Origin of the sequence: Enterococcus sp. AZ120 (assembly GCF_050546165.1) — a bacterium.
GTDB classification, from domain to species: domain Bacteria; phylum Bacillota; class Bacilli; order Lactobacillales; family Enterococcaceae; genus Enterococcus; species Enterococcus faecalis.
The window spans coordinates 2,674,751-2,701,267 of sequence record NZ_CP172950.1; the positions used below are offsets into that span (position 1 = coordinate 2,674,751).

Annotated in this window: 23 protein-coding genes; 2 read left to right on the forward strand and 21 right to left on the reverse strand. The window is 40.2% G+C overall.

Going from position 1 to position 26,517, the window contains the following annotated elements; genetic code table 11:
* The 16 genes from IGJ46_RS12735 to IGJ46_RS12810 all read right to left on the reverse strand — a co-directional run bounded on the left by IGJ46_RS12735 (nt 1) and on the right by IGJ46_RS12810 (nt 20,108).
* Nucleotides 1-801 carry an SDR family oxidoreductase gene (locus IGJ46_RS12735; RefSeq protein WP_002370580.1) on the reverse strand — a complete coding sequence of 267 codons (801 nt, stop codon included), beginning with the start codon at nt 799-801 and terminating at the stop codon, nt 1-3.
* Nucleotides 802-972: 171 nt separating this feature from the next.
* Nucleotides 973-2,871 carry a tRNA uridine-5-carboxymethylaminomethyl(34) synthesis enzyme MnmG gene (gene mnmG, locus IGJ46_RS12740; RefSeq protein WP_002355988.1) on the reverse strand — a complete coding sequence of 633 codons (1,899 nt, stop codon included), beginning with the start codon at nt 2,869-2,871 and terminating at the stop codon, nt 973-975.
* 19 nt (nt 2,872-2,890) lie between these two features.
* Nucleotides 2,891-4,288 carry a tRNA uridine-5-carboxymethylaminomethyl(34) synthesis GTPase MnmE gene (gene mnmE, locus IGJ46_RS12745; RefSeq protein ID WP_002355989.1) on the reverse strand — a complete coding sequence of 466 codons (1,398 nt, stop codon included), beginning with the start codon at nt 4,286-4,288 and terminating at the stop codon, nt 2,891-2,893.
* Between the two features lie 232 nt (nt 4,289-4,520).
* Entirely contained in the window at nt 4,521-9,485 is a 4,965-nt protein-coding gene (locus IGJ46_RS12750; protein WP_218391336.1) for an Ig-like domain-containing protein, read from the reverse strand.
* Between the two features lie 740 nt (nt 9,486-10,225).
* Nucleotides 10,226-11,095: a triphosphoribosyl-dephospho-CoA synthase CitG gene (gene citG, locus IGJ46_RS12755; protein ID WP_002355991.1), complete on the reverse strand. Its 870-nt coding sequence runs from the start codon at nt 11,093-11,095 to the stop codon at nt 10,226-10,228.
* A gap of 6 nt (nt 11,096-11,101) precedes the next feature.
* The gene (locus tag IGJ46_RS12760) at nt 11,102-12,274 is read right to left on the reverse strand and encodes an NAD(P)-dependent malic enzyme (RefSeq protein WP_002364605.1); all 1,173 of its coding nucleotides are present in this window, start codon (nt 12,272-12,274) and stop codon (nt 11,102-11,104) included.
* A gap of 117 nt (nt 12,275-12,391) precedes the next feature.
* Nucleotides 12,392-13,789, reverse strand: a complete 1,398-nt coding sequence (locus IGJ46_RS12765) for an oxaloacetate decarboxylase subunit alpha (protein ID WP_002355994.1) — start codon at nt 13,787-13,789, stop codon at nt 12,392-12,394.
* Nucleotides 13,782-14,318, reverse strand: a complete 537-nt coding sequence (gene citX / locus IGJ46_RS12770; RefSeq protein ID WP_002386428.1) for a citrate lyase holo-[acyl-carrier protein] synthase — start codon at nt 14,316-14,318, stop codon at nt 13,782-13,784. Before citX ends, IGJ46_RS12765 begins: the two co-directional genes overlap by 8 nt.
* Nucleotides 14,311-15,843 (reverse strand): citrate lyase subunit alpha, encoded by a 1,533-nt coding sequence (citF, locus tag IGJ46_RS12775; RefSeq protein WP_113793168.1) that lies wholly within the window; start codon nt 15,841-15,843, stop codon nt 14,311-14,313. The genes citX and citF overlap by 8 nt, the downstream gene beginning before the upstream one ends.
* 2 nt (nt 15,844-15,845) lie before the next feature.
* Nucleotides 15,846-16,733, reverse strand: coding sequence for a citrate (pro-3S)-lyase subunit beta (citE, locus tag IGJ46_RS12780; protein WP_002355998.1), 888 nt, complete (start codon nt 16,731-16,733; stop codon nt 15,846-15,848).
* A complete protein-coding gene (gene citD, locus IGJ46_RS12785) occupies nt 16,721-17,029 on the reverse strand; it encodes a citrate lyase acyl carrier protein (RefSeq protein ID WP_002355999.1) in 309 nt (102 codons plus the stop codon). The genes citE and citD overlap by 13 nt, the downstream gene beginning before the upstream one ends.
* A gap of 5 nt (nt 17,030-17,034) precedes the next feature.
* A complete protein-coding gene (citC, locus tag IGJ46_RS12790) occupies nt 17,035-18,027 on the reverse strand; it encodes a [citrate (pro-3S)-lyase] ligase (RefSeq protein ID WP_002356000.1) in 993 nt (330 codons plus the stop codon).
* A 32-nt stretch (nt 18,028-18,059) separates the two neighbouring features.
* Nucleotides 18,060-18,194, reverse strand: a complete 135-nt coding sequence (locus IGJ46_RS12795) for an OadG-related small transporter subunit (RefSeq protein WP_002356001.1) — start codon at nt 18,192-18,194, stop codon at nt 18,060-18,062.
* Nucleotides 18,195-18,215: 21 nt separating this feature from the next.
* Nucleotides 18,216-19,331, reverse strand: coding sequence for a sodium ion-translocating decarboxylase subunit beta (locus tag IGJ46_RS12800; protein ID WP_002383526.1), 1,116 nt, complete (start codon nt 19,329-19,331; stop codon nt 18,216-18,218).
* 29 nt (nt 19,332-19,360) lie between these two features.
* Nucleotides 19,361-19,762 (reverse strand): acetyl-CoA carboxylase biotin carboxyl carrier protein subunit, encoded by a 402-nt coding sequence (locus IGJ46_RS12805; protein ID WP_002363547.1) that lies wholly within the window; start codon nt 19,760-19,762, stop codon nt 19,361-19,363.
* Nucleotides 19,746-20,108, reverse strand: a complete 363-nt coding sequence (locus IGJ46_RS12810; protein WP_002356004.1) for a hypothetical protein — start codon at nt 20,106-20,108, stop codon at nt 19,746-19,748. Before IGJ46_RS12810 ends, IGJ46_RS12805 begins: the two co-directional genes overlap by 17 nt.
* Nucleotides 20,109-20,512: 404 nt before the next feature.
* Between IGJ46_RS12810 and IGJ46_RS12815 the strand changes: the two genes are divergently transcribed.
* Together IGJ46_RS12815 and IGJ46_RS12820 are read left to right on the forward strand one after the other, a co-directional pair.
* Complete coding sequence (locus IGJ46_RS12815; protein WP_002356005.1) at nt 20,513-21,910, forward strand: CitMHS family transporter; 1,398 nt, start codon at nt 20,513-20,515, stop codon at nt 21,908-21,910.
* A gap of 133 nt (nt 21,911-22,043) precedes the next feature.
* A complete protein-coding gene (locus tag IGJ46_RS12820; RefSeq protein WP_002356006.1) occupies nt 22,044-22,739 on the forward strand; it encodes a GntR family transcriptional regulator in 696 nt (231 codons plus the stop codon).
* Between the two features lie 43 nt (nt 22,740-22,782).
* Here the strand turns inward: IGJ46_RS12820 and IGJ46_RS12825 are convergent, their stop codons facing one another.
* The 5 genes from IGJ46_RS12825 to rpmH all read right to left on the reverse strand — a co-directional run bounded on the left by IGJ46_RS12825 (nt 22,783) and on the right by rpmH (nt 25,995).
* The gene (locus tag IGJ46_RS12825) at nt 22,783-23,505 is read right to left on the reverse strand and encodes a response regulator transcription factor (RefSeq protein ID WP_002363545.1); all 723 of its coding nucleotides are present in this window, start codon (nt 23,503-23,505) and stop codon (nt 22,783-22,785) included.
* Between the two features lie 177 nt (nt 23,506-23,682).
* Nucleotides 23,683-24,459, reverse strand: a complete 777-nt coding sequence (gene jag, locus IGJ46_RS12830; RefSeq protein ID WP_173975280.1) for an RNA-binding cell elongation regulator Jag/EloR — start codon at nt 24,457-24,459, stop codon at nt 23,683-23,685.
* 14 nt (nt 24,460-24,473) lie between these two features.
* Nucleotides 24,474-25,301, reverse strand: coding sequence for a YidC/Oxa1 family membrane protein insertase (locus tag IGJ46_RS12835; RefSeq protein WP_002356010.1), 828 nt, complete (start codon nt 25,299-25,301; stop codon nt 24,474-24,476).
* Entirely contained in the window at nt 25,301-25,657 is a 357-nt protein-coding gene (gene rnpA / locus IGJ46_RS12840) for a ribonuclease P protein component (RefSeq protein ID WP_002356011.1), read from the reverse strand. Before rnpA ends, IGJ46_RS12835 begins: the two co-directional genes overlap by 1 nt.
* Before the next feature lie 203 nt (nt 25,658-25,860).
* Nucleotides 25,861-25,995: a 50S ribosomal protein L34 gene (gene rpmH, locus IGJ46_RS12845; protein WP_002356012.1), complete on the reverse strand. Its 135-nt coding sequence runs from the start codon at nt 25,993-25,995 to the stop codon at nt 25,861-25,863.
* Nucleotides 25,996-26,517 lie beyond the last annotated feature (522 nt).

The window sequence follows — 26,517 nt, forward strand, 5'->3', positions numbered from 1 at the left end:
CTATCCTCTTGTTTTACCTCCAGCTACGTTTGTGGTGATGCCTGTAATATAGCTTGAACGGTCTGATAAATAATAGCATACTAAGTCAGCGACTTCATGGAGTTTTCCGCTACGACCTAATGGAATCGTACTTGTTTTTGAATAACCTGCTCGCAATTGCTCAACAGAAATGTTTCGTGTATAAGCCAATGCTTCTTCGTATGCTAAAGTGCGCAAGCCCGTTTCTTCCATAATGCCTGGCGCAATCCCCACGACACGGACGTTTGATTTTCCTAACTCTTTAGCCCATGAACGTGTATAACTGCTGACCGCTGCTTTCGTTGCAGCGTAGGCGCTTTGCCCTTCGGAGCCTTCTAATCCAGCTTCTGAAGACATATTAATAATGACACCTGCTTGTTTTTGTACAAGAATCCGGCCCACTGCTTGGCTCATTAGGTAGAGCCCTTTTTGATTGATGGCTACAATTTTGTCGAATACCTCATCCGATAATTCATAAGGCCCATGAGGATGATTTTTATCCACCAATAGACGAGGAATATTGATTCCGGCATTATTTACTAGGCCATCTACGGTTCCAAATTTTTCCACCACTTGAGCGACACCCGCTTCTACTTCTGCTCGAGAAGTTACATCGACTTTCACAAAGAGTAAATGCTCATGTTGCGTTTCTGATGCTGAAATATCAAAATTAGCGACATAGACCTCTTCTGCTAACAAGCTTTCAACAATGCTGAGACCAATACCAGATGAGCCTCCTGTAACAATCACTACTTTTCCTTTAATTCCTAACCAATCTGTCATTTGTTCCACTCCTATCATTTGTTTGCGCTTTCAGTATAGGTCAGTTTGTGAAATTATTTAAGACAGTCTTTTTTTGCAGTTTAGAAAAAAGAGTAGACTAATTCAAAACAAAAAAGCAGTTGCTTCTTCACAATCAATCATCCGTGAAGAAGCAACTGCTTCAAATTTTTATTATCCTTGCACTTTCGCGATTTTTCCTTGTTCGATGTAGACCATCAAAATGCTAATGTCAGCGGGGTTCACACCGCTGATACGGCTTGCTTGGGCAATCGTTTCTGGTTGGATTTTTTGTAGTTTTTGTTTTGCTTCTGTCGCCAAGCCGTTAATCGCTTGGTAATCGATGTTTTCTGGAATGCGTTTTGCTTCCATGCGTTTTAGTTTCTCAACTTTTTCCATGGCTTTTTTAATGTAGCCTTCGTACTTGATTTGAATTTCTACTTGTTCAATCACTTTTGGATCGAGCGCCTCTTCAGGTGCGGGAATAAATTGAGCGACTTCTTGATAACTGATTTCTGGGCGTTTCAGAAAATCTCTAGCTAAAATACCATCTTTTAAGCCAGCAGCGCCTTTGGTTTCCAAAAATGCTTGCACTTCTTTGGTTGGTTTAATCCGATGTTTGCCTAAGCGGGCAATTTCCGCTTCAACAGCCGCTTTTTTGACTAGATAGGCGGCATATTGTTCTTCTTTGACTAAGCCAATTTCATGACCCATTTCTGTTAAACGTAAGTCCGCATTGTCATGTCGTAAAATCAAACGATACTCCGCACGTGACGTTAATAAGCGATAAGGTTCGTTAGTGCCTTTTGTAACTAAATCGTCAATCATGACGCCAATATAGCCATCACTACGTTTTAAAACAAGAGGCTCTTTGCCTTGAATTTTCAATGCAGCATTAATTCCTGCCATCAAGCCTTGACCAGCAGCTTCTTCGTAGCCACTAGTTCCGTTCGTTTGACCTGCTGTATAAAGATTTTCAATGACCTTTGTTTCTAATGTTGGGCGTAATTGGTGAGGGACTACCACATCGTATTCAATGGCGTAACCTGTACGCATCATTTCTACTTTTTCTAATCCTTCAATAGAATGAAGCATTTCTGTTTGGACATCTTCTGGTAAAGAAGTAGATAAGCCTTGGACGTAAACTTCTTCGGTATTCAACCCTTCTGGTTCCAAGAACAATTGGTGTCTTGGTTTGTCTGCAAAACGAACAATTTTGTCCTCGATGGATGGACAATACCGAGCGCCCACACCTTCAACAATCCCAGTAAACATTGGGGCGCGGTGTAGATTTTTTTGAATAATTTCATGCGTTGTTTCATTCGTATAAGTTAACCAACAAGGTTCTTGGTTTTGATTGTAGGCACTATCTGGCGTGCTGTAACTAAAGTGGTTGGGTTCTTTATCGCCTGGTTGTTCCTCTGTCACAGAATAATCAATCGTACTTGATTTTACTCGCGGCGGCGTTCCTGTTTTAAAGCGATCGATTTCTAAACCTAATTCTTTTAAATGATTGGCTAAACCAACGGAAGGTTGCGAATTGTTTGGTCCTGATGAATATTTTAATTCACCAATAATAATTTCGCCACGCAAGGCAGTACCGGCAGTAATCACCACTGCTTGACTACGGTATGCGGCACCTGTTGAAGTTACAACACCACGACAAACGCCATCTTCCACGATTAATTCTTCAACAATCCCTTGACGAAGGGTTAAATTTTCTTCTTTTTCAATGGTATGTTTCATTTCTGTCGCATAGGCATGTTTGTCAGCTTGCGCGCGCAACGCACGCACTGCTGGACCTTTACCAGTATTTAGCATCCGCATTTGGATGTAGGTTTTATCAATGTTTTTACCCATTTCGCCGCCTAATGCATCGATTTCTCGGACAACGACTCCTTTGGCAGGTCCACCAACAGAAGGGTTACATGGCATAAAAGCAACCATATCTAAATTAATCGTTAAAAGTAACGTTTTAACGCCCATTCGTGCGGCTGCTAAGGCTGCTTCAGAGCCAGCATGTCCAGCACCGACGACAATAACATCATATGATTCTGCTTGATATTGATTCATAAAAAATTCCTCTCTTGTCTTATTTTCCTAAACAAAATTGACTAAATAACTGTGTAATTAATTCATCTTGGACACTATCGCCGACGATTTCCCCTAAATAATCCCAACAACGGGTCATATCAATTTGAACTAAATCGACTGGCATACCTGCTTCGATGCCGTTAATCACTTCTTGTAACGAAAGCGCTGCTTGATCCAGCAAAGCAATATGACGTGTATTAGAAATATAGGTAGCATCTTTTTCGCCTGTTTGGCCGCCAAAGAAAAGATCAGCAATTTTCGCTTCTAACTGGTCTAAGCCTGTGTTTGACAACACCGAAACGGATAAAATTTCTTCTGCAGGGACTAATTCTTGTAATTCGTTAGGATCCAGTTTTGTCGGTAAGTCCATTTTATTTAAAAGAATAACGCGTTTTAAGCCTTTCGTTGCTTCCAACAGTTGACGATCTTCCTCTGTCAATTCTTCGCTTTGATTTAAGACTAACAAAATTAAATCCGAATCTGCTAACGCTTTGCGGCTACGTTCGACACCAATTCGTTCCACAATGTCTTCTGTTTCGCGAATCCCCGCTGTATCAATTAATTTTAAAGGAACGCCGCGAACGTTAACGTATTCTTCAATGACATCACGTGTCGTTCCAGCAATATCTGTAACGATGGCTTTTTCTTCTCGTAACAGATGGTTTAACAAACTGGATTTCCCGACATTTGGTCGGCCAATAATTGCTGTACTTAGGCCTTCTCGCAAAATTTTTCCTTGTTTAGCGGTCGTTAATAATTGTTGAATCTGCGCTTTCACAAATTCGGCTTTTTCTAAAAGTAATTTCGTGGTTAATTCTTCGACATCATCATACTCTGGATAATCGATATTAACTTCTACTTGTGCTAAAGTATTTAAAATTTCTTGTCTTAATGAACGAATTAACGCCGACAAGTTACCATCCAATTGGTTCAATGCAACATTCATCGCTTTATCCGTTTTAGCACGGATTAAGTCCATCACTGCTTCTGCTTGTGAAAGATCCATTCGGCCATTTAGAAAAGCACGTTTTGTAAATTCCCCAGGTTCGGCCATTCGTGCGCCTTCACGTAACAGTAATTGCAATAATTGGTTCACCACGACAATGCCGCCATGACAGTTAATTTCTACCACGTCTTCTCGTGTAAATGTTTTCGGTGCCCGCATCACAGAAAGCATGACTTCATCAATCAATTGATCGTTTTGCGGATCAACAATATGACCATAATGAATCGTGTGCGTGGGGACTTTAGCTAAATCTTTAGTGCCTGACCGATAAACTTTGTTTGCAATAGCAACTGCTTGCTCGCCACTTAAACGAACAATACTAATCGCACCTTCACCTGGCGGCGTAGAAATCGCCGCAATTGTATCAAATTCCATTGTAGCTGATTGCATAATTAGCTTCCTTTCTTCATAACAACAAAAAAAGCGCCCACTCCTCCTGCATTAAAAAATTCAGGTTGGATTTAGCACTTTCACTGCTTGTTCCTTCGATTTTCTGAAAATAGAATAGCACATTTTATTCTATTTAGCAATTTTTCTTCATTAAATGGAACGAGAAAACGTATCATTGAGTGGGGAATTCTCAACAATACGTTTTCTCATCTATAGGAATTAAAGGAGAGAGCTAGTTTTTACGTTTGCGTTTGATGATTCCCATGCTCGCAAGGAGTGCGACAAAGGCGCCAAACAAACTTGTTGTCACGGCTGAAGACTCTTTTTCTCCTGTGCTAGGTAAGAAGCCTGTTTTCCCGTGATTTCCAGTGCCATAACTGATGGTGCTTAGTTTAGGGTGGTAGCCACTACCATTTGTACCGAGGCCATTGCCTAGTGAACCTAAGCCAGAACCTGTTGTGCCTAAACCAGAACCTCCATTTGGATTTGAACCTGTGTTTGAACCATTCCCATTATTCCCGCCAGTTGCGCCATTGTTTCCTGTATTGCCGCCTGTATTGCCGTTATTTCCGCCAGTGTTACCATTGCCTCCTCCAGGATTCGTTGGGTCGGCTGGTGTCATGAAGGTTGTAGCCGTACTGTAATGTCCTGCGCCATCGGTAGCTGTCGCAAGTAAACTTTGTTGAGCAGTCGCTTGTCCCGCTGTTAATTGGATAGCGAAGTTGCCTTCAGCATCGGTGGCACCTACAGCAATCACACTTCTTAATAGTCGGTTACTAATTTGAATGATTCGGTTTGGTTCAGCTGTTCCTTTGATGAGGTAGCCGGCTTTAGACGTTCCTAAAACTGAAGAAACAGTTGGTGCCGCAATTTTAATTTCTGGTTCTCCCGTAATATCGGCTGGCGTCATAAATGTGGTTTTAGGACTCACATTTCCTTGTGTATCTGTGGTTAGTGCGGTTAATGTTTCTTTTTCTGTTGCTAACCCTGCTGCAATATGAACGGAGAAGGTACCTCCAGTAGTTGTATTGCCACTTGCCAATAATTGTTCACTGCTATTGTAAAATTGAACCGTGACATTTGGATCAGCAGTTCCAGTGACTGTATAGCCATTGGCTTTGTTTCCTTCAACCTTCGTAATAGTTGGCGCCGCTAAAACGACATCCGCTGGAATAACGGCTGTAGCTGGTTGACTTTCATTACCAGCGCCATCTTTGCTAATAATCGTAATCGTTTCTCCTGGTGTCACTACGCCAGCTGGTAGAGTCACCGTATATTGGCCGGTTTCGTTAACAGTTGTAGCAGCAATGATGGTTCCGTCTGCGTCACGGACATCAATAGTGGTTTTGGGCTCCGCCGTTCCAGTGATTTCGTAACCTTTACCAGAATTTCCGGTAATAGAATCAATGGTTGGTGTGGCTAAGTCGGCTGGTGTAGTTGCTGTAGCCGGCTGACTTTCTTTTCCTGTTGCATTTTTCGCTACAACAGTTATTGTTTCGTTAGCTGAGGCCTTCCCTGGCTCTAAAGTCACTGTGTATTTGCCATCAGTTCCAGTAGTTGCCATGCCAAGGACTGTGCCATCGGCATCACGCACCTCAACTGTTGTACCAACTTCTGCTGCTCCTACTACTTGATAGCCTTTTGTCGTGCTACCAGTGATTTTGTCAACAGTAGGTGTCGCGACTGGTGCATCTGGATCAGCAGGTGTTTTGAAAGCAGTCGGATTACTTTCTTTCCCAGCAGCATCTTTCGCAATGGCAGTTAAGGCTTCGTTAGCTGTTGCTGTGCCCGTCGGAAGAGTGATTGTAAAGGCGCCAGCACCATCAGTCGTTCCCGTAGCAATAACTAAACCTGCTTCATTGTGAATCTCAATGGTGACATTTGGCTCTGCCGTGCCGGTTACTTGATACCCAGTGGCAGTTGTTCCTGTAACAGTCGTCACAGTTGGTGCTGCTACGGTTGCATCTTCAGGGACCGTCACTTCCGTTGGTTGACTTTCATTGCCGTCACCGTCTTTTCCAACAACTGTTAATGTATCACCAGGATTAGCGGCTCCCGCTGGAAGGTCCACAGTAAAGTTTCCTTGATCATCCGTTGTCGTTGTACCAATAATTGTTCCATCTGGGTTCCGTACTTCAATGGTGGTATTGGGGTCCGCCGTCCCAGTGATTTCATAACCAGTTGTTGAATCTCCAGTAATGTCACCAATTGTTGGTGTGGTAACATCAGCGGGTGTCATAGCTGTAGTTGGTTGACTCTCAAGTCCAGTATCATTTTTAGCAACTACATTCACTGTTTGTTTAGCTGTTGCTTTTCCTGAAGCTAACGTCACAGTATATTGGCCAGTCGGTCCAGTTGTTGCGGTGCCTAAAACTGTTCCGTCTGTTGCACGAACTTCAATGGTGGTGCCAAGTTCAGCGGTACCTGTCACTTGATATCCTTGTGTTGTATTCCCAGTAACTTTGTCGACACTTGGCGGTGCCACTACTTCATCTGCTGGTGTTTGGAAGGTTGTCGGTGTACTTGTATTGCCAGCAGGATCTTTGGCTAACGCTGTCAATGTTTCATTCGCATTTGCCGTCCCAGCTGGAAGGTTCACAGCAAAGGAACCAGTCCCATCGGCAGTCCCTGTTGCAATCACGTTCCCATCTGCATCACGAATTTCGATGGTAGCATTCGGATCAGCGGTGCCTGTCACCTGATAACCAGCAACTGAATTACCTGTTACTCCTGTTACAGTTGGTGCTGTAACCGTGGCATCAGCAGGAACAAGGACTTCAGTCGGTTGACTTTCATTTCCCGCGTTATCCTTTCCAATCACTGTTAACGTATCCCCAGGATTGGTCGTTCCCGTTGGTAGCGTTACAGTAAAATCACCATTCGCATCAGAGGTACCTGTACCAATGACTGCCCCAGATGGATCACGAACTTCGATTGTTGTGTTAGGGTCTGCTGTTCCTGTAATTTCATAACCCGAACCAGAGTTGCCTGTGATGTTATCAACTGTTGGTGCAGTGACATCAGCTGGTGTTGTCGCCGTTGCTGGTTGACTTTCCGTGCCACTAGCGTTTTTCGCTACAACGCTCAGCGTTTGATTTGCTGTTGCTGTTCCTGAATCTAAAGTCACTGTATATTTTCCGTCAGTTCCAGTTGTTGCAGTACCAAGGACCGTGCCAGCTGCATCGCGAACCTCAATGGTGGTGCCAACTTCAGCAGTCCCTTTGACCTCATAGCCTTTTGTTGTACTACCTGTTACAGTCTCAACAATTGGCGTCGCCACGGGCGTATTAGGATCCGCTGGCGTTTGGAACGTTGTTGGCGTACTTTCTGTACCGCTGGCGTTTTTCGCTACGGCGGTTAACGTTTCATTCGCACCTGCTTCACCTGCGGGAATGGTAACTGTAAATGCCCCTGTCCCATCAGCAGTACCTGTACCTATCACGGCACCTCCTGCATTTCGGATCTCAACCGTGGCATTGGCATCGGCAGTTCCTTTAACTTCGTAACCTGCTGTTGAATTACCTGTCACTCCTGTGATTGTTGGTGCGGTTACGGTTGCTTCATCCGCTGGTGTTTGGAACGTTGTTGGCGTACTTTCTGTGCCGCTGGCGTTTTTCGCTACGGCGGTTAACGTTTCATTAGCACCTGCTTCACCTGCGGGAACGGTAACTGTAAACGCTCCTGTCCCATCAGCGGTACCTGTGCCTATTACGGTGCCTCCTGCATTTCGGATTTCAACTGTGGCATTGGCATCAGCAGTTCCTTTAACCTCGTAACCTGCCGTTGAATTACCTGTCACTCCTGTGATTGTTGGTGCGGTTACGGTTGCTTCATCCGCTGGCGTTTGGAACGTTGTTGGCGTGCTTTCTGTGCCGCTGGCGTTTTTCGCTACGGCGGTTAACGTTTCATTGGCGCCTGCTTCACCTGCGGGAACGGTAACTGTAAACGCTCCTGTCCCATCAGCGGTACCTGTGCCTATTACGGTGCCTCCTGCATTTCGGATTTCAACCGTGGCATTGGCATCGGCAGTTCCTTTAACTTCGTAACCTGCCGTTGAATTGCCTGTTACTCCTGTGATTGTTGGTGCGGTTACTTCACTAGTAGTACCTGCAGCAAAATAAATGTTGGATACACCGTCTGCTGTTGCTAATAAATTAACGTCTAAAAGATCTGTTTGAACGACTGTTCCTACAAAACGAGCATCTAAATTATTGGATAAATTTTGAGGTGTTGAAACGGTAGTTGGTAAAGTAACCGTAGTTGCGCCTAGTAAAGAAGCATCCACTAACTCATTCACACCTGAACCACCAACCGCTAATAAAGGCAAAGCACCTGAAACAGCCACGTTTACCGTGCCTTTGACAGGAAGCAAGGCTGCATTTATGGCTGTGGCGACAAGATTACTTGGGAGACTGGTTCCTTTTGCCTCCAAAGCTTGAACTGCCGCATTCAAATCTTGTAAGATGTTTGAAACATTTTGGGCTAAAACTAACCCTAAACCATCACTAATTGGTGCGCTAATGTATGAGCCGTCAGCTGCTAACGTTTCCGGAGCTGTAAATGAAGCAGCACCTAAGTTTTCAATGTTATTCACTAATTCCAATTGACGATTCACTTCCGTCAAATCAATATCAACACCAGTTAAATTCCCTAACGCTCCACTGGTAATTTGAGTAATCACATTGGTTAAATCATTGGCTGCATTCAAAACGGCAGTCAAAAAAGTAACTTTTGAAAGATCAATCGTAACGTTGGTATTGATTGCTGCGCTGCCTGCTGCAGCTACATTTCCTCTTAACTCAGGAGGAACCACTAACACCGCTTGTTTTTGTCCACTAAACACAGCGGAAGCATCTGCTAAAGCGCCACCAGAAACCGTGAAATTAACTGGTTGATTTTGGTTTGCGGCTGTCCAACGATTACTCGTTGAAGTGCCACTGTCATTATTTGACGTAACATTTGATAATAGTTCGATATCCAAGACCGCTGCTGATGCACTGATTGTGCCAGAGGTAACAGCTATACTTACAGGGATTGCTAATGACGTAAATAATAAACCACTTGATATTGCTAAATTAAGCATCTTGCGTTTTGTCCATTTTTTATGCTGACTTTTCCGATTAAAATCCTCAACAATTTTCTTTTTCATCTGATCGTCCCTCTTTTCTTTAAAATAAACGATAAATACCAAGATCATTAGCTTCCCCTAGTTGTTCATCTCCCCCTTTAGCGATTTAAATGGATTTAACACCTGCAGTTTAGTACATTTCCTCAGCTTTTCAAAATATAATGCTGTGAATTTTTATATAAAAATTCATTTGATAACAAACATCCTGGATATGTTAAAAAACTCACTAATTCATTAGTGAGTTATTATACAATGAGAGGAAAATGAGGAAGTTTATACATTTCTCCTCAATCATTAAAGATAAATAAATTATTTTATTATAACTTATCGTTTGATAAATCGATAATTAAATAACGGAAAATTTTTTTATTTTTTTGAGAAATTCCACTATTATTTTTTCTACTACTTTGACTGTTTTTATCAATTTTATAGACATAAGTTATAAAAACTTTACATCAAAAAAATGACTCTAATCTATAACAATTTTTTCTGTTTTTAAGATTTTTTTATGAAATTTTTTATATTAAAAAAATTTCATAAAAAAAGGCGACAGCCGTTTTTGAACGAATGCCGCCTTTTAGATAAACAAAAACCTGATTCTAAAAGAATCAGGTTTAGGAAAAGCAAATCAAGATTCGCTTCAACTGTTTATCATCGTATTTGTATACTCTGATAAGAATGATTTCGTAATAAAATATACTGTGTTTCGTGGTATTTGTCAATCGCTTTCTTGAATTCTCTTGAGACCTTTCCATAGGCATATAAGGTCAAAATAACTGACCAAATCAGCGTTGTAACTATCTTTTTAATTAAGGGGTCAGCCAATTTAATTTCATTAGTTTATCTAAAAACACCACCAAAATTAAAGCATCTGCACTGCCACCAATACTCCAATTTTTTTCTTTGAATAAGTGATTCAATCTTTCTAAACAAAGGGTTCCCCGTAACGTTTGTGTCCCCCCTAAAGCAAAATATTCCTGGATTAACGGTTGATATATTTCAAAAATTTGGACATTTTGACTTCGTTTAATCAAATTCGTATCCTCAACATAGAGCGATAAATAAAGGAGCGTATCAATGAGTTTTTGTTGTTGTGTGCCTTGATGTTTTTGATAATAAGGCACTCCCTGTTCAAAGACAGCGGGATAACCTTGTTGCGCCTCACCACGGATTCCAGTCAAGCCATGCTGAACAAATAGTCGTTCACCCCAAGTTAGTTTTTCTAGCTCATTCGTAGCGAGGTTTTCAAAGTCAGCCAATAAGTCTTGCGTCATTGTTTGAAGCGTTTGTTGAAACAATTGTAAGGTGCAAGGGGTCTCCCAAATCATTAAACGACCACAGATAGCTAAAAAAATACCTAGAGAAAAAATCGCTCCTTTATGTGTATTGATACCTTCTGTTGCCTCAAACATCGCTCGTTCTGCTTCTAAACCAACTTGTCGAATCGCGCGAAATGTTGCCTCAATCGGCAAATGACGTAGCTCTGTCCCAGCTTGAACGAAGGTTTCAAAATAAGGAGTCAAAACCACACTACTTTCTAAAAAAGTGAAAACATCCATATCTTGATGGGCGCCTGCATCGACTGGATCCACCAAGCCTGGTTTATTTAAACAGGTCACTTCATAGAGTAGTGCCAATTGTGCTTGCTGCGCTAATTTACTCCTTGCTTGCTTTGTCATTGCCTTTTACGTCCCTTCTTCTGCCGTGGTCTTTTCTTGTTTTATATAGTCTAGTACAGCATTAAAAACCGTGTCAACTACGCCGCCATCAAATACATTAGGTATGAATTTTTCTGCTGTGGGTTCTGAAATCATAGCGGCCAAGCTTCGTGCTACTGTCATTTGCAAACCGACATCGACTTTTCTGCCTTTCGCTGCCAATAACCCTTTAAAAAGACCTGGAAAAGCTAAAATGTTGTTCACTTGATTCGGATATTTGGAAGAACCAGTTGCTAATAAACGGACGCCATTGGCTTGGGCGAGGGCTGGTTCAATTTCTGGTTTAGGATTTGCTAAAGCAAAGATAATTGGGTCTTGGTTCATTGATTTAATCAGGGCTGGCGTTAGCACATCCGCTTCTGATAAGCCTAAAAAAACATCCTGATTGACGACAGCGGTGGCTAAATCTTTGTTTTCTACTGATGGTTTTATTACCTGTCGAAGCAAAGCACGTTGGTAAGGATTCAATGTCGGGTCTTCTTCTCTTAAAACACCTTGGCGATCTACTAAGGTGAGATGCGTAATCCCCGCTTGAATACATAACTTAGCGGTCGCTACACCAGAAGCTCCAACTCCGTTAATCACCACACGTAATTCATTTAAAGGTTTTCCTTTAATTTTAGCTGCGTTAATTAGCCCAGCTAAAACGACAATGGCAGTGCCTTCTTGGTCATCATGATACACAGGAATGTTCAAACGTTGTTGAAGTTTTTCTTCAATTTCAAAACATTTTGGTGCAGAAATATCTTCTAAGTGGATTCCTGCAAAACTATTTTGTAAATTTTCAATTGTTTGAACCATCTCGTCAACTGATTTTTGTTCCAGTGCTAAAGGAATAGCATCGACCCCCGCCAAATTTTTATAAAGTAAAGCTTTGCCTTCAACAATTGGCAAGCCCGCTTGCGTGCCCATATTGCCGAGACCCAGAACAGCTGACCCATCTGTAATAACCGCAATTAACTTACCACTAATGGTCCACTCGCGCGCTAATTCATGATTTTGAGCAATCATTAAACTCAATTCTGCGACACCAGGTGTATACATTTTGGCTAAATCATGATGGTTTAACACCGCTTCTGTTGCTTCAAGACTTAGCACACCAATATTTTTTTGATGAATTGCTAGAATTTCTTCTAACACATTGTCACTTCCTTTCACGGGCTGCCTTTTTTCTATTTGATGAAGCAAGGGTTTGAACAACCGTTATCGTCGCTCAAACCCTTGCTTCTTTATACATTTGCGGAGCACTTGCCCGTTCTATTCTGGCAAGTCAAGTTTGACTGTCACTTTCTGTAACGGTACATCGTAAAAAGGATCTTCACGACGTCCTAAAAAGTCTTTTCCTTGTTGCGGGAACATCGCATATAATAGGACATCCTCTTCAGATTTTGCGTATTGTTGGATTTCCTTTTCTAAACTATGCAACTCTGGTTTCAATAAATCCGCTGGTCGACAAGTAATTACTTCTTCATCCCCAATGATTTTTTGCTTAATCTCTTCTGCGATAGGTGCTGGTGATTTGCCATATTCTCCGCGCACATAATCTTTGATTTCATTCGGTATTAAGGAATATCTTTCCCCAGAAATCACATTCATTAAGGCTTGTGTTCCAACCATTTGTGAAAGCGGCGTAACTAGTGGTGGATACCCTAAATCTGCTCTTACTTTAGGTACTTCAGCTAAAACTTCTTCATATTTGTCTTGTAAACCTTGCTCCGTTAATTGACTTAATAAGTTTGATAACATACCACCAGGCACTTGATAAATCAAGGTTTTCGGTTCCGTATCTTTAACTTTAGGGTTTAAAATGCCTTCACTTCTAAAGCGATCACGAATCGGATTGAAATAGTCAGCAATCTCTGTTACTTTTTCCATATTTAAACCTGTTTCAAAGCCTAAATCTTCTAACGCAATGGCTACAGATTCTGTGGCTGGTTGACTCGTACCGCCAGCGAAAGAAGAGATAGCTGTATCGATGATATCCGCACCTGCTTCAGCAACTTTTAAATAGGTCATCTCAGAAATACCACTAGTCGCATGCGTATGCACCTCTAAAGGTAAATCAATGGCATCTTTCATTTTGCTCACTAATTCAAAACCAGTTTGTGGCGTCAAAACGCCTGCCATGTCCTTAATACAAATGGAATCCGCTCCTGTTTGACTTAATTCTTTGGCTAATTTTACAAAGTAATCGATGGTATGAATTTCACTCGTGGTATAAGAAATCGCTGCTTGACAGTGTCCGCCAGCTTCTTTTGTTGTTTGAATTGCTGTTTGTAAATTACGGACATCATTCAAGGCATCGAAAATACGAATAATATCAATCCCATTTTCAACTGATTTTTCGACAAAGGCCCGCACCACATCATCAGCGTAATGACGATATCCTAGTAAATTTTGTCCTCGTAATAACATTTGAAGTTTGGTATTTTTAACTTCTTTGCGAATTTGGCGAAGACGTTCCCAAGGATCCTCGTTTAAATAGCGGACACAGGAATCAAACGTTGCCCCGCCCCACATTTCTAATGCATGAAATCCTGCCTCGTCCATTGTTTTAATAATCGGCAGCATATCTGAGGTTGGCATCCGTGTTGCAATTAAACTTTGTTGTCCATCCCGTAGCACCGTTTCTGTAAAACGAATTTTTTTACTCACTTGGCTGCTCCTTTCGTGTCAAAATTATTTCTGTTATTTTTTCTTGCATTGCTTCAAGACTGTGACGTCGATTTCGTCCACAGACTTTCGCCTCTTCTTGGCACATAAAACAGCGCCGTGGTGGCAAGCCTAAATCTCCTCGATGAAGGCTTTTTAGCTCCTCATTTCCCCATAAAACATCTAGGTCCACTAAACGACCATAAGGATGTGTTTCTTCAATTTTGACCATTCTTTGTTTTAATTCTTGTGGGGCTAACGAAACCGCCAAATAATATTCAGGCCCTGTCTTTTCATTCCGGTAAAAATTAACAATCGGTACTTGATCCAGCAATTGTTGCTCGACTTCGTCAATTACTTCTAAAAAAACAGCCGTTAAGGTGGGCGAATTTTTTACTTCTCCAGGAATATTCATTGTGGCAGATAAGAGACTAGCTTCTGGTGCTGTTTCTAACAACTCCTTCTGTGTGGCAGCTCTTTGTTCGCGAGCATCCAACATCTCTAAAAGTGTTACTTTTTCCCCATTAAACATTGCGTACCACATCAATTAGACTACCATCTCGGTATTCAATTAACGCAACAACTTTGTCTCCATATTTAATTGGTTCCGGGGTGCCAACAATGTTGTAGGCTTTGTCTTTCAACTCTTCTAACGTAAACTGAGGAACATCTAAGGTTTTAAAACAATCAATTAAGTCTGTTCTTTTTGGATTGATTGCAATGCCGACTTCTGTTACTACGACATCGACACTCGTACCTGGTGTAACGACTGTATTTACTTGCTCAACGATTGTTGGAATCCGTCCACGAACAAGTGGTGCAATCACTAGACTCATTTTACAAGCCATACTTGTATCGGAATGTCCGCCAGAAGCACCACGGATGACACCATCTGAACCAGTAATGACATTTACATTAAAATCTGTGTCCACTTCTAAAGCAGATAAAATAGCTGTGTCTAATTGATTAATAACCGCCCCTTTGCTAAGCGGTGAGGCATACATATTGGCATCAATTTCATAATGATTGGCATTTTCCCCTAAAGAAATAGCTGATGGATGATCAAAGTCTTGGACGTCAATAATTTTTTCTACTAAGCCTTCTTCCAAAAGTTCCACCATTGCATTCGTAATTCCGCCTAAAGCGAAACTTGCTTTAATGCCATCTTTAAGCATTTGTTCTCTCATAAACCGCGTAACTGCTAGTGAAGAGCCACCTGTTCCTGTTTGGAATGAGAAGCCTTCTTTGTAGTAAGGAGAATGTGTAATTATTTTTGCGGCATATTCAGCAATCAATAATTCTTTAGGATTCTTTGTAAAACGTGTCGCGCCTTTGGCAATTCCATCTGGATCACCAATTGCATCAATTTCTACCACATAATCAACATCTGTTTGTGGAATACTAATAGGGGTATTAGGATATGGTACTAATGTGTCAGTAATGATGACCACTTGATCCGCATATTTTGCATCGACCATCGCATATCCAAGAGAACCACAGGTAGCTTTTCCTTTGGTTCCATTCGCATTTCCATAAGCGTCTGAACTTGGTGCACCTAAGAAAGCTACATCAATATGGATATCGCCTACTGCTACTGCCCGTGCCCGGCCACCATGTGAACGAATCACCACAGGATTTTCCATGATACCTGCTGAAATAGCAGCTCCTACTTTATCTCTCAAACCTGAAGAAGTAATGTTGGTGACTACTCCATTTTTAATGTGTTCGATCAAAGGTTCATGAACATTTGCAATTGAACTAGGTGCAATCGAAATGTTTTTCAGCCCCATGGCGGCAATCTCGGCTAAAACTAAGTTCATCACATAGTCTCCTTCACGGAAATGGTGATGGAAAGAGATGGTCATGCCATCTTTTAAACCTGTTTTTTCAATTGCTTCACGAATACTTCCTAAAAGTTTTGTCTCCCGAGGTTTCACTGGTTTAATTGCTCGGCTCGCTTCTTGATAAGCATCAATGTGTGCTAATTCTCCTTCATAAATGCCGTATTGCTCTGCATAAGATTGAGGAATGTCTTTGCCTACTTTATTTACTACCATGTCTATATTTCCTCCTCGGTAATTAATTTAGCCGCCAATGCTAACGCAATGACCCGTTCAGCTCGTTCAACAATTGGTTTATCAACCATTTTTCCATTTACGGAGATAACACCGGAACCTTTAGCTTCGGCTTCCCGAATGCCCCAGATTACTTCCTTAGCATTCTGGATTTCTTTTTCTGTTGGCGCATAAATAGTATTAACCAATGGGATTTGACGAGGGTTAATCACCGATTTCCCATCGAAACCTAGCTGTTTAATCAAACGAACTTCGGCTTCAAAGCCTTCCGTATTGTCTACATCTGAATAGACCGTATCAATAGCTGCAATCCCAGCTGCTCGAGCGGCATGTAAAATCATGCTACGAGCAAAGAATAGTTCTTGGCCATCTGGATGGCGCCGTGTTTTCATATTGGTAACATAGTCTTCGGCGCCTAACGCGATGCCAATCAATCGAGTTGAACTTTTGGCAATCGCGGGCGCATTTAGAACACCTTCAGCCGATTCGATAGCAGCCATCATTTTCGTTGTTCCTACGGGAATGTCATTTTGCTGTTCTACTTCTGTAATGACTGCCTCGACATCAATGATATCTTGGGCTGTTTCTGTTTTTGGTAAACGAATCACATCGACACCAGCTAAGACCATTGCTTCAATATCTTCTGCGCCACCGGCATCTAAAGCATTGATCCGAACAACAATTTCAATATTGCCATAATCGAAAGTTTTCAAAGCAGAATGGACTAAAACACGGGCAGAGTCTTTTTCTTTTAATGAAACTGCATCTTCTAAATCAAACATGATTGAATCTGCCCCATACAATGGTGCATCTCTTAGCATTGCTGCGTTCGCTCCAGGGACAAACATCATTGTTCTTCTTAAACGTTCCATGAGTCCAACTCCTTCCAATCATACGTTTCTTTTTCAGCGCCTCGATGTAAAACTGTAATCATCCGAGCTTTGATTGTACAATCTAATGCCCCTTTATCAATCGCCTTGACCGCAACGCCTTGGACATCTAAATGTTCCAAAGTTGTCGTAATCACCTGACGAATTTGATTGCCAAATTGTTTTTCGACACTACTTTCTAATTCAATGGTATTTTCTGTTGATTCAATGGGTTGGACGGTAATCATAATATCACTTGATTCTACTGTCCCTGCAGTAGCATTTTTGATAATCTTCACTTTCTTCACCTCATTAGTTTCTTGTGTTCTACTAAGTATTGATAACTTGTTGCTGGTAAAAACTTCTTGAGTGTCTCTTTGTCGCCTTCAGCCATCGCTTTGCGAACTTTCGTCGCACTAATCAGCTCTCCATCACTCGCTAATCGCGGGACAATGGTTAGCGTTATCGTTTGTCCGAAAACTTGTTGCATTGCTTGATTGTAGACAGCGGTCACTTCTGAATAAGGCTCTTCTCCCACATAACGTTGCTGAATTTCAAGTATTGGCGCAATTCTTTCTTTAAATAACGTTGCATCAAGCGTTGCTTGAATTGCAGCTACCTCTAATGGCGCTTTTTCTTTCAAAAAATAGGTAGGAAAAGTCGCAGACGAAACTAAGTAATCTTCTGTAGATAGGACTGTCACATTGGGTAAATGGGCGACCCCTTTTTGCACCATTGCGAAACGTGCTTCTTTTGAAAACAGCGATTTATCTTCAGATAAAACAAACACATAAACGTGCGGACTTTCTTTGGCTGCTTTTTCGACTAAGTACTGATGGCCTTTCGTAAAAGGATTTGCATTCATGACAATGCTACTGGCTGGCCCTGCTTTTTTATGCTGTGTCAGGTAACCAAGATAATCGGCAAAATCTGGTTTGCCTTGCTCCATAAATAGCACCTCTTGATTCGCAACCACTTTTTGAAAGCCTAGCGACTGAAAAATTTGTTCATTTTTTGGTTTTGTATACAAAAAACTGTGTAATTGGTTTTCTTCTCTCAGTTTTTCAAGTAGATGAACCACCAATTGGGTTAACAAATTTTCAGATTGATATTTTTTACAAACGGCCACGCACTTAATCGTTTTGCCTGAAAGCGAGCCAGAGGCGATTAATGCTGTGTCATCATATATGCCAACGGTGTAATCAAGTGCTTCTGTCGTTTGCAATTCGGCTTTTTCCATTAATTCGCGCCAAGCTTGATAAGCTTTTTTATCTTTTTGCAACCAGATTCTTTTCATTGTATATACGCTGCTCACAGCAATAACCTCCTTTATTTTTTAATTGGAAATAATTTTGTTAGTAATTTAGATGCTAGATAAATGATAAATAAAACAACGAAAACGCCGCCCCAACCAAAACCTAACAGTTCAAAAGCAATTTTTAAATCTTCCATGTTAACAGACATGTATTCGTTCTCCTTTCCGTCCTATGTTAAAAAGGCTAATAGTAAGCCACCAGCAATTACAGAAGCGATTTGTCCTGAAACGTTGGCACCAGCAGCATGCATTAAAATAAAGTTTTGTGGGTCTTCATCTGTAGCCATTTTTTGAATGACCCGACTAGACATTGGGAAAGCGGAAATACCCGCAGCACCAATCATTGGATTGATTTTTTCTTTTCTAAATAAATTCAAGAATTTAGCAAAAAGCACGCCGCCGACTGAGTCCATAATAAAGGCGACTAACCCTAAGCCAATAACCATCAACGTATCGACTTTTAAGAACTCTGCATAGTTCATGCTAACGGAAATAGATAGTCCTAGCAAGATACTAATAATATTTACCAATTCATTTTGAGCTGTAATGGATAAGCGGTCCAAAACGCCACATTCTCTTAATAAGTTCCCAAACATTAAGAAACCAACTAATGGTAATGACACCGGCGCAATTAACCCTGCGACAATCGTAATAACAACCGGGAAAAGAATTTTTGCTGTTTGAGAAACTTCACCGGCCCGATAAGTCATACGGATACGACGTTCGGCTTTCGTCGTCACTGCTTTAATCGCTACTGGTTGAATAATCGGAACTAACGCCATGTAGGAGTAAGCGGCAACCATTATGGCCCCCATGTATTTTGAATGTAAGGTATTTGCTACGAAAATAGACGTTGGACCATCAGCGGCACCAATAATCCCAATCGAAGCAGCATCGTTTAAATCAAAACCTAATAAAACAGCCATAATAACTGTAAAGAAAATCCCAAACTGTGCAGCGGCACCAAACATCAACATAAACGGATTTTGTAACAATGGCCCGAAATCAATCATTGCCCCAATCCCAATAAATAATAATAACGGGAATAATTCTGTTTTTATTCCAAAATCAAAAAGAACATTAAACGGACCTGGCTCGCCGCCAGCGCTCAATACGCCGGAATTAGGAAAGTTCACTAAAATCGTTCCTAAACCCATCGGCACTAAAAGTGTTGGTTCATACTCTTTTTTTATTCCTAAATACATTAATAGTCCACCAATCAGCATCATCACAATGCGTCCTGGTTCTTGGCCCATTCCTATAACACCTTGAATCAGTGTCTCCACACAAATCACTTCCTCTTCTTAAATTAATTCTAGTTAATTGTTATTAATGGTTCCCCAGGATTCACAATTTGGCCTTGGGTAACATGAATTCCTGTTACCGTACCTGCTTTTCCTGCAACGATTTCATTTTCCATCTTCATTGCTTCTAAAATTAACAATGGTTGGTTCTCAGACACCGTATCACCAACATTGACTAATACTTTTAACACAGTTCCTGGCATTGGCGCAGGCATTGCATCTGCTCCTGCTGGGGCGGCTGGCTGTGCTGCTGGCGCTGGGGCTTCTTCAACAGCAGGGGCTGGTGTTTCTGTCGTAGCAACTGGCGCTGTTGGTTGTGGCGCAACAGGTGCTGGTTGTGGGACGCCACCGATTTCTTCCATCTCGACTAAATATTCTTTCCCATCAATTGAAATTTTAAATTTGCGTAACATAATGATCCTCCTCAAGGTTTTGTTTTGAAATTCTTTTGACAACTAGCTGAGACTCTTCTGAAAGCTCTGCAGCTATACTGGCTGCAATAATGGCAACTTCTTTTGCTTCTGGATTTCGTTTTGCGATTTTTTTGATAACAAAACGACTTTCTGGAAACTCTCCTGCTGCGATGGCAGTGGCCACAATACTTACCAATTGATATTCTTTTGGCTCAGCAGGAATATATGCTGGTATATCTATCCATCGCTTTTCCAAGTTATCCGCTTCACGTTGGATAACGCTTTCATTAATCTCGGTATCCTGCGTGTGTTGCTCTTTCTTGAATAAGGACTTAAATAGGCCCATATTGTCTCTCCTTTCACTAATTCTTGGTATACGTTCATTATAGAAAAAACCGTTAAAAAACCTAGTGAAAACACTAGCTCAGATTGTTCTTTTATTGTTTATTTTGTGAAAAAAACTCTGTAAACATTGGTATATAAGCATTTATCAGCCGTTAAGATTCTATTAATATTATATTAAGTTATTAATAAGAATTTGATTGTTGAATTGTTTTTTTGATGTTCTTTTTGTTTTAGGCTATTTATTCTCTGCGAAAGTTTGTATATTCTCACACTATAGACAAACACAAAAAATATTTTTTGTTGTAAACCAGAATACTGTGAAACATTTCTCATGGCTATTCTTTTTTATTAACACCGGTTGTTAACGCTTACAAAAAAGTTCTAAAAAAAGAAAGGAAGAAAAACATGTTACTCACTATTTTAGCTTATGGTATGATTATCATCTTTATGTATGTAATCATGAAAAAGAAATTGTCACCGTTTACATCTTTAGTAATTATTCCTCTTATTTTTACTTTGATTGCAATTGCAACTGGAGTAGCGAGTCCGCCACCTGGTGCTGACGGTGTTGTCCCTGAAGTCAACATTGGGAATTTCGTCTTAGATGGGATTTCAACTACTTCAAAAACTGGTATTATGTTATTATTTGCCATTCTTTACTTCTCTATTATGTTGGATGCTGGTTTGTTTGACCCAATCACTAAAAAAATGATTTACTTTGCTAAAGGCGATCCAATGAAAGTCTTGATGGCTACTGCGGTAGTTGCTGCTGCTGTTTCCTTAAACGGAGATGGAACAACTACGACCTTGATTTGCTGTTCTGCGTTTATTCCCATCTACAAAAAACTTAATATGAAATTGATGAATTTAGGTGTGCTTGTTATCTTACAAAACACCATTATGAACTTATTACCTTGGGGCGGTCCAACAGCTCGTGCCATGGCCGTACTAGAAGTTGATGCCGACATTCTTTCTTATTTAGCACCTGGTATGATTTTATCTGTATTGTATGTTATCTTCTTTGTTGCTTATCGCATGGGGAAAAAAGAACGTGCTCGCTTAGGCGTGACAACGCTTACTGATAAAGAATTGGAAGAAATGACTATTGTTAACGATCCTGAGTTATTAGAAATTCGTCGTCCAAAGAATTTTGCGTTCAATGGTATTTTAACGATTGTCTTAATCGGTTGGTTAGTCCTAAGTTCATTCGTTGGTCAATTAGGTTTGCCTTCGTGGATTGAAATGCCACCGTTATTATTATTCCTAGTTGGTACTTGTATCGCTTTAATGATTAACTATCCAAAATTAAAAGATCAAAGCAGCCGCATCAGTGCAAATGCTGGTGATGCTGTGCAAGTAGTTATCTTAGTTTTTGCTGCTGGCGTCTTCATGGGCTTATTCCAAGGTTCTGGTATGGCCAATGCCTTAGCAAATAGCTTTGTTAATATTATTCCAAAACAATTAGCCGGCGCTTGGGGCTTAGTGATTGCGTTCATTTCAGCACCAGGAACATTCTTTATTTCAAACGATGGTTTCTATTTCGGTGTCTTACCAGTCCTAGCAGAAGCTGGACGTTCTTATGGATTTGACAATATGTCTATGGCTTTAGCTTCCTTAATGGGGCAAGCGTTCCACTTATTAAGTCCATTAGTGGCATTTATTTACTTGCTATTACGTTTAACTGGTTTAGATATGGGCCAATGGCAAAAAGAATCGGCAAAATATGCCTTAGGAATTTTCGTTATTTTCGTTGTTACAATTGTTGCTTTAGGTCACATGCCTTTATTTATTCCACAAAATTAAACGTCGTCGCTGAAACCGTAGGAGTACCTTTTCTCCTCGGTTTTCTTTTCATTTTGTCTTTTCTTGCGTTATATTTTCATTTTTAATATTATATTTATTATCTATAAAAATAACCTATAGGGAGGTGCCTCATATGAATCCAACGGTTGAAGCAGTAAAACGGAACTTAGATTTAACCAGCAGTAAACCTCTAAAAATTTGTACCTATGAAGCCTTTAAAAAAACCATTATTTTAGGGGATATTCCTGCAGGTGAACGGATTAACGAAAAAGAATTTTCCGAGCAATTAAACATTAGTCGGACGCCCATTCGCTTTGCTTTACAAGAATTGGTCAAAGAACAATTGGTGGAACATATACCTATGGTGGGTATCGTGGTTAAAGGGATTAGTATGAAAGATGCTTATGAAATTTATGATATTCGTAAATCTTTGGACACTTTAGCAACCATTAAAGCCATGGAACTCATGACACCAGAAGATTTTGATGAATTGGAAGCCTTACTTCTCGAAGGAGAACAATACAATAAAAATAACCAAGTAGATGACTTACTACAGAACTTTTCAGATTTTAATTCCTTTATTTATACTAAGAGTCAGATGCTACGTTTAAAAAAAATTGTGACTGATCTCCATGCTTACTTAATCTATTTCAGAGATATTGCGATTCGTGCCTCAGAACGTCGTAGTATTGCCCTAGAAGAACATTGGTTAATTTTCCGCGGAATGAAAACAAAGAATATTGACCAGATCACACTTTTAACCCATGAACATCTAAATCGTTCGCTTCAATTTATTTTGAAAGAAATGGAACGTCGGCAAATTGAATAAGCAAAAAAGACCCGCAGTCGCTCGTGCAACTGCGGGCCTTTTTTCATTTTTTTTGTACGCAACCATCTGGCGTAAAGGTATAACCAATGCCCCAAACGGTCCGAAGGTAACAAGGTTCTTTCGGGTTTTCTTCTAATTTACTTCGTAAACGATTAATAAAAACCATAATCGTATTCGCATCGACATCCCCAGTACCCCAAACACTGCTGTAAATTTGTTCTTTAGAGAATACTTGCTCGGGATTCTCCAGAAAAAATTGAATTAATTGAACTTCTTTCGAAGACAATGAAATAGGTAAATCCTTTTTAAATAGTTGATAACGACCATAATCAAAACGGAAATCGCCTACCTGTAGCTCTTCTTTTTTATAAACATTCAATTGTTTTCGAATCATTCGAGCTCGATTCAACGAAGCAATCACCTGAGCCTTAAAAACATTCAAGGAAAAAGGTTTCGTTATATAACTATCCACGCCCATTTCCAAGGCTGCAATGATATCCTCTTCTTCTTTTTTGCTACTAAAAAAGATAATTGGCACCAGTGGATATTTCTCTCTAATCATTTGGACTAAGTAGTAACCATCGCTGTCATGTTCCAAGTTATCATCTAAAATGAACAAATCAAAGGTAACTCTGGACACAATATCTTTTGTTTTTTCAATTGATTCACTTTGGTAAATAAGAATACCTGTTGATTGTAATGCTTTCCAAATCAAGCGACGAACTGCTGCATCATCATCTACAACCAGTATTTTCTCCGTACGCATACCTGTTGCTCCCCCTACGTCTCTTTACAAAACTTTTTCATTTGAATTTACTACTGGAGTAATTACTGATTATCATAACATAAAAAAAGAAACGAAGATGGCTAAAAAATCATTTAACAAAGAAACGTTGGCAACTATTCAGTCCCTGCTGAGAGTTGCCAACGTTTCTTTGTTTGTTTAAAAATACTTCTTAACTGGTTCAACCACTAAATACCGATAAGGTTCATCCCCTTCAGAATGGGTTTTGATTTGCTCATCTTTACTTAGCGTGTGATGAATTTGTTTTCTTTCAAAAGCCGGCATTGGTTCCAAGAAGACTGGCCGCCCAGTACGTTTGGCTTTTTCCGCGGTGCGTTTCGCTAAACGTTCCAAAATTTCATGACGTTTTTCACGATAATTTCCGACATTCACAACAATCGATAGCTTATTGCTTGCAATGCGGTGAATAAAGACTTGCGATAAATACTGTAACGCATTTAACACTTTTCCGTGTTTTCCAATTAAGATACCTTGTTTTTCTGTTTCTAAATGGAAGATAATATTGCCATTCTCGCGCGCTATGCGAACCATGGCAGGGGCGTTCAGTTCATTTGAAATATTCGTTAAATACATCGCTAATTCAGTAATAGCAGCTTCGTCTTCCAGATTTTCTAAAGAATGTGTTGATTCCTCTGAGAGACTAGGAATTGCTTCGGTTAATTCCTCAACTGCTTCTTCCACTGCTGTTGCTTCATCGGCAACAACAATATCTTCCACTGTTTCTTCGACCGCTTCTGTGACTTGCTCACTAATCGTTGGTTCCATTGAAATTTGGGCAAGTTTTTTTCCTAGACCTAAAAATCCTTTTTTTCCTTCGTCTAACACATCAATTGTAACATCCTCTTTGGTTAAACCAAGTGCTTGTAAGCCTTTCTGCGTTGCTTCTTCGATTGTATTTCCTTCATAAATCGGCATCTGAACGACCTCCTTTATTTTTTCTTCCCTTTTTTCTTAGGACTTTTTGCTCGTTCAAGCGCTCGCTCCCGTGCTTTGGCTTGACGTGCTGCTTCCTCCCGCTCTTTACGGATTTTGAATGGGTTGTTTAATAACAATGTTTGCCCTGTTTGGAAGGCATTTGAGACCACCCAGTAAAGAGATAAACTGCTGGCTAATGAAATCCCCATAAAGAAGATCATCGCTGGCATAACGTAATTCATAATTTTCAGTGAGGCATTTGTTTCTAGTTGGCTCATACTTGAAAGATACGTACTAGCAAACGTAAAGACAGCTGCTAAAATCGGTAAAATTAAATACGGATCCGGCTTATCGAGGCTTAACCACAAGAACGTTCCTTCTTTTAACTCAGGCACGCGTGAAATGGCTTGATACAAAGCCATCATGATTGGTAGTTGAACCAACAGTGGTAAACAGCCAATGTAAGGATTCACATTATTCTCTGCATACAAACGTTGCTGTTCTTCTCGGAATAAGCGTTGTGTTTCAGGATCTTTTGAAGAATATTTTTGTTGCAAGGCCTTTAATTGCGGTTGCAACTCTTGTGTTTTACGCATACTCTTCGTTTGGAAATGCATCAACGGCAATAAAATAATCCGGATGACTAACGTAAATAGGATAATCCCAATTCCGACACTGCCGCCTAATGATAGGAACTTAATCGCTTGGGCAAAATAATAAACAATGTATCGATCCCAAATTCCTGTACTACTTTCACTTACGGGCGCGGTTCCGCAGGCGGATAAAACAAAGACTAAGGTCACTAACCCAGCCATTAATAATAAGCGCTTATACTTCTTCACTACTCAATTCCCTCTCTTACATCTAATATTTTAGCTAAATTTAACACATGTGTTAAATTAGCTTTCACTTCTTCAGACGATAACTTTTCCAATCCTGGACGTGCAATCACGATAAAATCAATTTCTGGAGAGATACGGTCTTTTAATTGAAATAAACTCGCGCGGATTTTCCGCTTCACAGCATTTCTTGTGACCGCGTTTCCAATTTTCTTCCCAACAGAAATCCCCACTCGAAAATGGGCTTGTTGTGGTTTCTCTAAAACGTACACCACGAAACGACGATTTGCACAAGATTGTTTTTTATTAAACACCTGTTGAAATTCTTTTTCTTTCTTGACACGGTAGGACTTTTTCATCGGCATCCCTTTGTTTCTATATTTTTTTACTTCTTAATAATAATAGCATATTTCCGCTCTTTTTTAGTAGCCTTTTCTATAGAATCCTGCTTTCTTTTATTGAAAACAGAAAAAGAACCCTTAGTTATCTTCACATCTTCCAAAAAATTATGGAGATAACTAAGGGTTCTTAGAAATTGACTGTTTAAAAGACCAGACCATCATTAAGCAGAAATAACTTTTCTACCTTTACGACGACGGCTTGCTAATACGCGACGGCCATTTTTAGTGCTCATACGTTTACGGAATCCGTGAACTTTTTGGCGTTTACGTTTGTTTGGTTGATACGTTCTTTTCATGCAATTACACCTCCTGAAATTGTAACTATCCATCAATATATAGACATACTTTGATAGTATAACGAGTAATAGGGTCTTTTGTCAATAAAATTTAAGAAATATTTCCTGAGAAAGATTCGTTTCAATTATCCACAAATTAAATTTTCCTGTGAGTAGCTTGTGGATAGTTTTCCACATTTTTTTCTGTTCACAGCCATTTTTCCACTAGTTTTACACAAAAAAACAGCCTGTTAAAAAGTTTTGCACAGGTGTTTTTTCAGCTGTTGATAAGTTCTTGAAACATGATTGTGTCAAGCTTAATTATTCTCAACTTTTTGTGGATAACTCATTCAACAACCACTTTCTTCCGCAAGTGTCGACACCCTGTGGAAAACTTTTTTCACCCTTGTGTACTTTTTTTCCACATTGAACAATTGCTTGTGGAAAAAGTTTTAAAAAAATGCTAAAATCGACTATGCTCATTCTTTTAAGTTATCCACATTTTTTAGATAACCAAAATTTAAACATATAGGAGGTCACTGT

Coding starts and splice junctions, on each gene's coding strand:
- IGJ46_RS12735 (WP_002370580.1), bottom strand. CDS start 801: ATGACAGATTGGTTAGGAATTAAAGGAAAAGTAGTGATTGTTACAGGA.
- mnmG (WP_002355988.1), bottom strand. CDS start 2,871: ATGAATCAATATCAAGCAGAATCATATGATGTTATTGTCGTCGGTGCT.
- mnmE (WP_002355989.1), bottom strand. CDS start 4,288: ATGCAATCAGCTACAATGGAATTTGATACAATTGCGGCGATTTCTACG.
- IGJ46_RS12750 (WP_218391336.1), bottom strand. CDS start 9,485: ATGATCTTGGTATTTATCGTTTATTTTAAAGAAAAGAGGGACGATCAG.
- citG (WP_002355991.1), bottom strand. CDS start 11,095: ATGACAAAGCAAGCAAGGAGTAAATTAGCGCAGCAAGCACAATTGGCA.
- citX (WP_002386428.1), bottom strand. CDS start 14,318: ATGTTTAATGGGGAAAAAGTAACACTTTTAGAGATGTTGGATGCTCGC.
- citF (WP_113793168.1), bottom strand. CDS start 15,843: ATGGTAGTAAATAAAGTAGGCAAAGACATTCCTCAATCTTATGCAGAG.
- citE (WP_002355998.1), bottom strand. CDS start 16,733: ATGGAACGTTTAAGAAGAACAATGATGTTTGTCCCTGGAGCGAACGCA.
- citC (WP_002356000.1), bottom strand. CDS start 18,027: ATGAAAAGAATCTGGTTGCAAAAAGATAAAAAAGCTTATCAAGCTTGG.
- IGJ46_RS12795 (WP_002356001.1), bottom strand. CDS start 18,194: ATGTCTGTTAACATGGAAGATTTAAAAATTGCTTTTGAACTGTTAGGT.
- IGJ46_RS12805 (WP_002363547.1), bottom strand. CDS start 19,762: ATGTTACGCAAATTTAAAATTTCAATTGATGGGAAAGAATATTTAGTC.
- IGJ46_RS12810 (WP_002356004.1), bottom strand. CDS start 20,108: ATGGGCCTATTTAAGTCCTTATTCAAGAAAGAGCAACACACGCAGGAT.
- IGJ46_RS12815 (WP_002356005.1), top strand. CDS start 20,513: ATGTTACTCACTATTTTAGCTTATGGTATGATTATCATCTTTATGTAT.
- IGJ46_RS12820 (WP_002356006.1), top strand. CDS start 22,044: ATGAATCCAACGGTTGAAGCAGTAAAACGGAACTTAGATTTAACCAGC.
- IGJ46_RS12825 (WP_002363545.1), bottom strand. CDS start 23,505: ATGCGTACGGAGAAAATACTGGTTGTAGATGATGATGCAGCAGTTCGT.
- jag (WP_173975280.1), bottom strand. CDS start 24,459: ATGCCGATTTATGAAGGAAATACAATCGAAGAAGCAACGCAGAAAGGC.
- rnpA (WP_002356011.1), bottom strand. CDS start 25,657: ATGAAAAAGTCCTACCGTGTCAAGAAAGAAAAAGAATTTCAACAGGTG.
- rpmH (WP_002356012.1), bottom strand. CDS start 25,995: ATGAAAAGAACGTATCAACCAAACAAACGTAAACGCCAAAAAGTTCAC.